Genomic DNA, 5,714 nt, shown 5'->3' on the forward strand with positions numbered 1-5,714 from the left:
CAGCCGGACTATCGGCAGCAGCGTGTCATGGTCATTGCGCCCCACGCCGATGATGCCGAACTGGCCGCATTCAGCCTTTACAGCCAGGCAGCGGAAAGCTGGATCGTTACCCTGACTGCCGGTGAAATCGAAGCCGAACATTATCAACAGATGGGCATGCCCAAGGCTGAGGCTGCGCGGCTGAAGGGGCGTTTGCGTGCCTGGGACAGCATTGCCGTGCCACGCTGGGCCGGCGTGCCCGAGGCGCAATGTGTGCAGTTAGGTTACTTCTGCATGCAATTGCAGGCCATGCAGGCGGCGCCGGATCAACCTCAGGTCTCCCGCGAAGCCGATTTGAACGATACGCGCCTGTTTCGACAGTTCAACGGCTTTGCCTTGCCGGGGGATATGGACGGCGCGCCGACCTGGAATAACCTGATCGCCGATCTGAGAGCGCTGTTGCTCAAGGCGCGACCTCAGGTAGTCGTGTTGCCGACGCCGTTGCTGGACCCTCACGCGGATCACATCTGTGCCCATGCGGCGATACTTGAGGCGTTGCAGGGCCTGGAGTGGCGGCCCGAAACGTTGCTCGGCTACGCCAACCACCTGCATGATAACGACCGCTGGCCCATGGGCGATTCGGGGGCCGGCGTGGCGTTACCGCCGCGCTTCGACCCTGGTGTCGAGCTGGTGCCTTGCAGCTTTATGCTTACCTTGAGCCAGCAGCAGGACAAGGCCATGGCCTTGGGCATGATGCACGACCTGCAGCCGCGTGCGCCGTTCAAGCGCCGCGTGCGCAGGTGGCTTCAGCAGTGGTTGGCAGCTCGGGCGCCATCGCCTTATGGCGAGAACGAATTCTTTCGCAAGGCTGTGCGTCGTCACGAGCTGTTGTGGGTCCTGAAGCGGGACTGAGACGCTATTGAAGGCAGGCCCGTATGCGCCTGTCGCCTTTTTTACCGGGCTGTGTGCCCGTAGCCAGATCGCTGCATGGAGAGTTATGAAGCCTCGTTTCAAGGTTTTGCAGTTACAGCCGGACTACAACGTCAAGACCAATGACTTCGCCGACTTGGGCGAACAGATCGTCAAGTCCTTGCCGGCTGAGCGCTTCGAGGTGACATCGGGGTTCCTCAGCGGCCGCCCGCTGCCCGGCCAGCCTTTGAGCGTGGCCGAACATTCCCACTATTTCGAGCTGCCGGAGAAGTCCCTCAAGGGCATTCGCTTTGGCGCCATGTGGCAGATCTATAAGTATTGCCGCGAGCAGAAATTCGACGTGGTCATCTGTAATCGCTTCAAGTCGGTGAACATGATGCTGTCGCTCAACCGTTGGTTGAAGATCCCACTGTGCATTGGCATCTCCCACGGGTTTGGCGAATATGCCCGTGGCTATCGTCGTCGCCAGACCCAGCGTTGGGTCAGCCCGGCGTGGCGTTTTGTCGGGGTGTCGGAGGCGGTGAAGGATTACCTGGTGGACCTCAATTGCGGATTCACCCGTGACAACACCACTTACGTTACCAACGCTATCGATATCCCACAGGCAGAAGCCTTGCAACTGACCCGTGAGGATGCACGCAAGGCCCTGGGCCTGCCGATGGATGCCCGGATGATTGGCGCTTTGGGGCGTCTGGTGCCGATCAAGGGCCACACCCATCTGCTGCAAGCCTTTGCCAACCTCAAGGACAAATACCCTGAGGCTCAGGTAGGTATCATCGGTTCCGGTCGCGCCGAAGCCGACCTGCGTGCCGACATCGAACGCCTGGGCCTGACCGGCCGTGCACACCTGCTGGGCTTCCGTGAGGACGGCATGAAATACGTGCGCGGCTTTGACATCTGGACCATGCCGTCGTTGTTCGAGGGCCTGGGCTTGGCGCTGCTTGAAGGCATGAGCGGGCACTTGCCGGTGATTGCCTCCAACGGCCCGGCTATGTTGCCGCTGGTACAGGGGGCTGGCGGCCTTTCCCATGATCCGGGCAACGTCGAGCAATTGACCGCCGCCCTGGACACTTACCTGGCCTTGAGCGACGAACAGCTGCGTGCCAAGGGCGAAGAGGTGTTCCGTTATCTGGTGGCCAATCACACCCTTGACGAGTTCAAGCACAAGTACCTGACCTTGATTGAAACCGGTTTGCGTGAAGTAGGTAGAGCATGAGTCACCCACAACCCCTGGTCTCGGTGATCATCGCGTCCTACAACCATGGTCCGTACATCGAGCAGAGCATCCTTAGCGTACTGGGGCAGACCTACAGCCATATCGAATTATTGGTGGTGGATGACGGCTCCAAGGATGACAGTGTCGAGCGTATTCGCCGTTTGCAGGCCGAGCATGGCTTTGACTTCCAGGTCCAGCAGAACCAGGGCCTGACCAACACCCTCAATGGTGCTATCGCCCGGGCCAAGGGCAGCCTGATCGTGCCGTTCGGCTCGGATGACATCATGTTGCCCGAGCGTATCGCGACCCAGGTTGCCTACATGGACGGCAAGCCGAAGGTCGGTATCTGCGCCGGTAACATCGAGCTGATCGATGGCGACGGCAAGCCATACCCGGAGAAAAAGCAGCACCGTGACCTGCCGTTTCGCAGCCTGGACTTCGACGATCTGTTCATGGATCGAAAACCCTTTCCGCCGGCGCCCACACTGATGATCCGCCAGGAGGCGCTGGCGCAAGTCGGTGGTTTCGATCCGTTGATCCCCTTGGAAGACCTGCTGATCGAACTGAAAATTACCCACGCCGGCTACACCATCGACGTGCTGGGCGTGGTGATGGCGCGTTATCGTCAGCACGCCACCAATACGTACAAGAACCACCGCTACATGATCCAGAACATCCTCAAGACCTATGGCTTGTTCAGCGAGCACCCGGCTTATGATCAGGTTCGCTATAACTTCCTGAACTCGATGTTCCTCAAGACCGCCGACCGTGATCGCCCGTTGGCGCGGGAGGTTCTCAAGCAGATCCCGTTGAAGTTCTGGGGGCGCAAGACCTTGCGTGGGTTGGTGCGGCTCTATCTGACACCGCTCAGAAGCTGAAGCGGCAAGGGATATGAAAAAAGCGACTATCAGCAGTGATAGTCGCCTTTTTTATCAGCTGGCGGGGCGGACTTGGCTGAGCACTTGTTCGCGAATCTTCAGCGTGGCGGCTTGGCTCGCAACCGAGGCGTAACCTTTGAGCAGCTGTTCGAAGTGGGTTTCGAACAGCCAGGCGCGGTCCTGCGGATAGCGTTGCATATGGCGCAGATTGCGTTGGCGCAACGCGTGGCGCAGTGCTGAAGGGTAGACGCGCAGGTCTGCCACGTCGATCAAGCCGAACTCGCCATCGTCCATCAACAATACATTGCCCAAATGCAGCGAGCGGAAGTACACGCCGCGCTCATGCAACTGCGCCATGAACCGTCCAAAACGTTCGACCAGGGACTCACGCAGGCTGCTGTCCAGGCTTTGCAGTGCCTGGCGCAGGGTCAAGCCGGGCAGGGGCGTGTAGGTCACGGCGCTGCTGGCATCGGGTAAGCGATAGAGGCCTAGGATTTCCGGCGTGGGAATGCCCAGGGTGCGCAATTGCTCGCTGTTGCTGGCAAACCGTTCGGAGTAAGGGTTGAAGCTGCCGGAGGTGTACCAGCGGCGTGCACGGAACAGCTTGAGGAAGCTGCCATCTTCCAGGCGCAGGACTTTCGGCCCCAGGCCGTCTGCTTCAATGACGTGAGCGTTGCTGCACAACTGATCGAAGTTGGTGGTGTTGATCGCTTGCACCGGCATGCGCAACACGCTGCGACGGCGCTGGGCGATGCTCAGGCCGGCGATGATTGCCAGGGGAACCCACAGCAGGAACCAATGCTCCTTGGGACGCGACAGAATGCCACCGCCTTCGGTCAGGCCTGCACCGATACCGTAGGCCAACAGGGAGGAACCGAGGATGAACAGTGGTTGTGCCCGTTCCTTGAAGCTTTTGTAAAGGCCCCAGCCAAGCATGAAGACCCATGGGATAAAGCCGATGATACCGACGTAATAAAGCACGCCGAGGGCGAAGCTGTGGGGTTCGCGAAGTTGATTGCCATCTGCCAGTGTCAGATACAGATCGGAGTCGTAGCTATGGCCGATCCAGGGGTGCTCTCCAATCAAGTGCAGCGACATGCTCCAGAGTTCCAGGCGAAACGAGCTGCCGCGGTCAGTGATCAACTCGGGACAAAACAGCAGTAGCGCGATCCCTCCTACAACCAGGCCGGAGATCAATACCACCGCACGCAGGTTGCGGCTGACAAAACTGATCCACAGGATTGCCAGCGTCAGCGCAACCAATGGGGTGCGTGAGCCGGTTGCCAAGACGGCCAAGGTCATGATTGCCAGGGCGGGTATGCTGAACCAGAGCACTTTCAGGCGCGGGGTGGTCATGCAGACATACAGCCAGTAAATGCAGAAAAAGCCGAAGACATGGGAGCTGAGCAGCGGGTTATCGAGGGCGCCCCGGCCGCCGATCATACGCATACCCGGCTGATACCCTTTCGCGAACGCCACCAGGTTGTATAGGCACACCACCAGCGCAATCACTGCCGCACTGAAGAAGATCGGTTTGAACAACTCATTGCGGTAATGCAGCAAAAACCCAAAACCACCAAACAGCATGAGCGTGTTCAGCGGGCGTTTGAGCAGGTCGGTGTCGTTGGTCGATTCAGGGGTCCAGAGCATGCTGGTCAGCGCCCAGGCGGAGAACACCAGAAACGCAATCGCCAGGGGTTCGCGCAACAGCTCCTTGAGCTCTCGGGGGCGCATGCACAACAGGAACAGGGTTGGCACGCTGAACGTTATGTAGAAGAAGCGGTGCAGTACATTACGGTTGGTGACGAAGAACAGGGCACTCAGGAGCAGCAACAAGCCAATGGGCAAAATCCATAGGATCAGGAAGTCGAAAACGCGATTTGAGCCATAGGTAAGGCGCTTGGAGTGCATACAGTAAAAGCCATTCCAGAAAGAGAAAGCCGACCATCTTAAGGTAGTGGCTATGTAATGTCGCCGGTCGGGTCCAACCGGGCCGCGGCTTACGCCGGGTGCAAGTACAACAGAGAAGCTGTGCTAAAGTCAGCCTCCTTTTTCAAAACGCCGCGTGATATGACCGACTCCAGTCCGAGCGCAAGCCCTTCGAGCTTGAAAATATACTTCCGCCTGCTTAGTTACGTTAAGCCCTATATGGGCTTGTTCGCGTTGAGTATCGTCGGATTTCTGATTTTCGCGTCAACCCAGCCGATGCTGGGTTACATCCTCAAGTACTTTGTCGATGGCCTTTCCAACCCGCAAGCCGTGTTGTTCCCCACCGTGCCGTTCCTGCGGGACCTGCAATTGCTGCAGGCCGTTCCGCTGCTGATCATCTTGATCGCTGCCTGGCAGGGCTTGGGGTCATTCCTGGGCAACTACCTGTTGGCCAAGGTCTCCCTGGGCCTGGTCCACGACCTGCGGGTGCAGTTGTTCAACAACCTGCTGACGCTGCCTAACCGGTATTTCGACAATCACAACTCAGGGCACCTGATTTCCCGCATCACCTTCAACGTGACCATGGTTACGGGCGCGGCGACCGATGCCATCAAGGTGGTGATCCGCGAAGGCATGACGGTGATCTTCCTGTTCGCCTCCCTGCTGTACATGAACTGGCGCCTGACGCTGGTCATGATCGCCATCCTGCCGTTGATTGCGGTGATGGTCAGCACGGCTAGCAAGAAATTCCGCAAGCAGAGCAAAAAGATCCAGGTGGCAAT

At 58.6% G+C, this 5,714-nt stretch carries 5 protein-coding genes; 4 read left to right on the forward strand and 1 reads right to left on the reverse strand.

Going from position 1 to position 5,714, the window contains the following annotated elements:
• The 3 genes from ACRESD_RS21275 to ACRESD_RS21285 form a co-directional block, all read left to right on the forward strand.
• A partial coding sequence (locus ACRESD_RS21275; protein ID WP_431752706.1) for a PIG-L deacetylase family protein occupies window positions 1-891 on the forward strand: 891 nt, incomplete at its 5' end.
• 85 nt (window positions 892-976) lie between these two features.
• Window positions 977-2,125: a glycosyltransferase family 4 protein gene (locus tag ACRESD_RS21280; RefSeq protein WP_431752707.1), complete on the forward strand. Its 1,149-nt coding sequence runs from the start codon at window positions 977-979 to the stop codon at window positions 2,123-2,125.
• Window positions 2,122-3,003: a glycosyltransferase gene (locus ACRESD_RS21285; protein ID WP_431752708.1), complete on the forward strand. Its 882-nt coding sequence runs from the start codon at window positions 2,122-2,124 to the stop codon at window positions 3,001-3,003. Before ACRESD_RS21280 ends, ACRESD_RS21285 begins: the two co-directional genes overlap by 4 nt.
• Before the next feature lie 54 nt (window positions 3,004-3,057).
• On the opposite strand, the gene ACRESD_RS21290 is transcribed toward ACRESD_RS21285, so the two are convergent.
• The gene (locus tag ACRESD_RS21290) at window positions 3,058-4,914 is read right to left on the reverse strand and encodes an O-antigen ligase family protein (RefSeq protein WP_431752709.1); all 1,857 of its coding nucleotides are present in this window, start codon (window positions 4,912-4,914) and stop codon (window positions 3,058-3,060) included.
• Between the two features lie 159 nt (window positions 4,915-5,073).
• Here ACRESD_RS21290 and ACRESD_RS21295 point away from each other — a divergent pair.
• A partial coding sequence (locus tag ACRESD_RS21295; protein ID WP_431752710.1) for an ABC transporter transmembrane domain-containing protein occupies window positions 5,074-5,714 on the forward strand: 641 nt, incomplete at its 3' end.

It is taken from the genome of Pseudomonas sp. (assembly GCF_050739995.1).
GTDB lineage: Bacteria > Pseudomonadota > Gammaproteobacteria > Pseudomonadales > Pseudomonadaceae > Aquipseudomonas.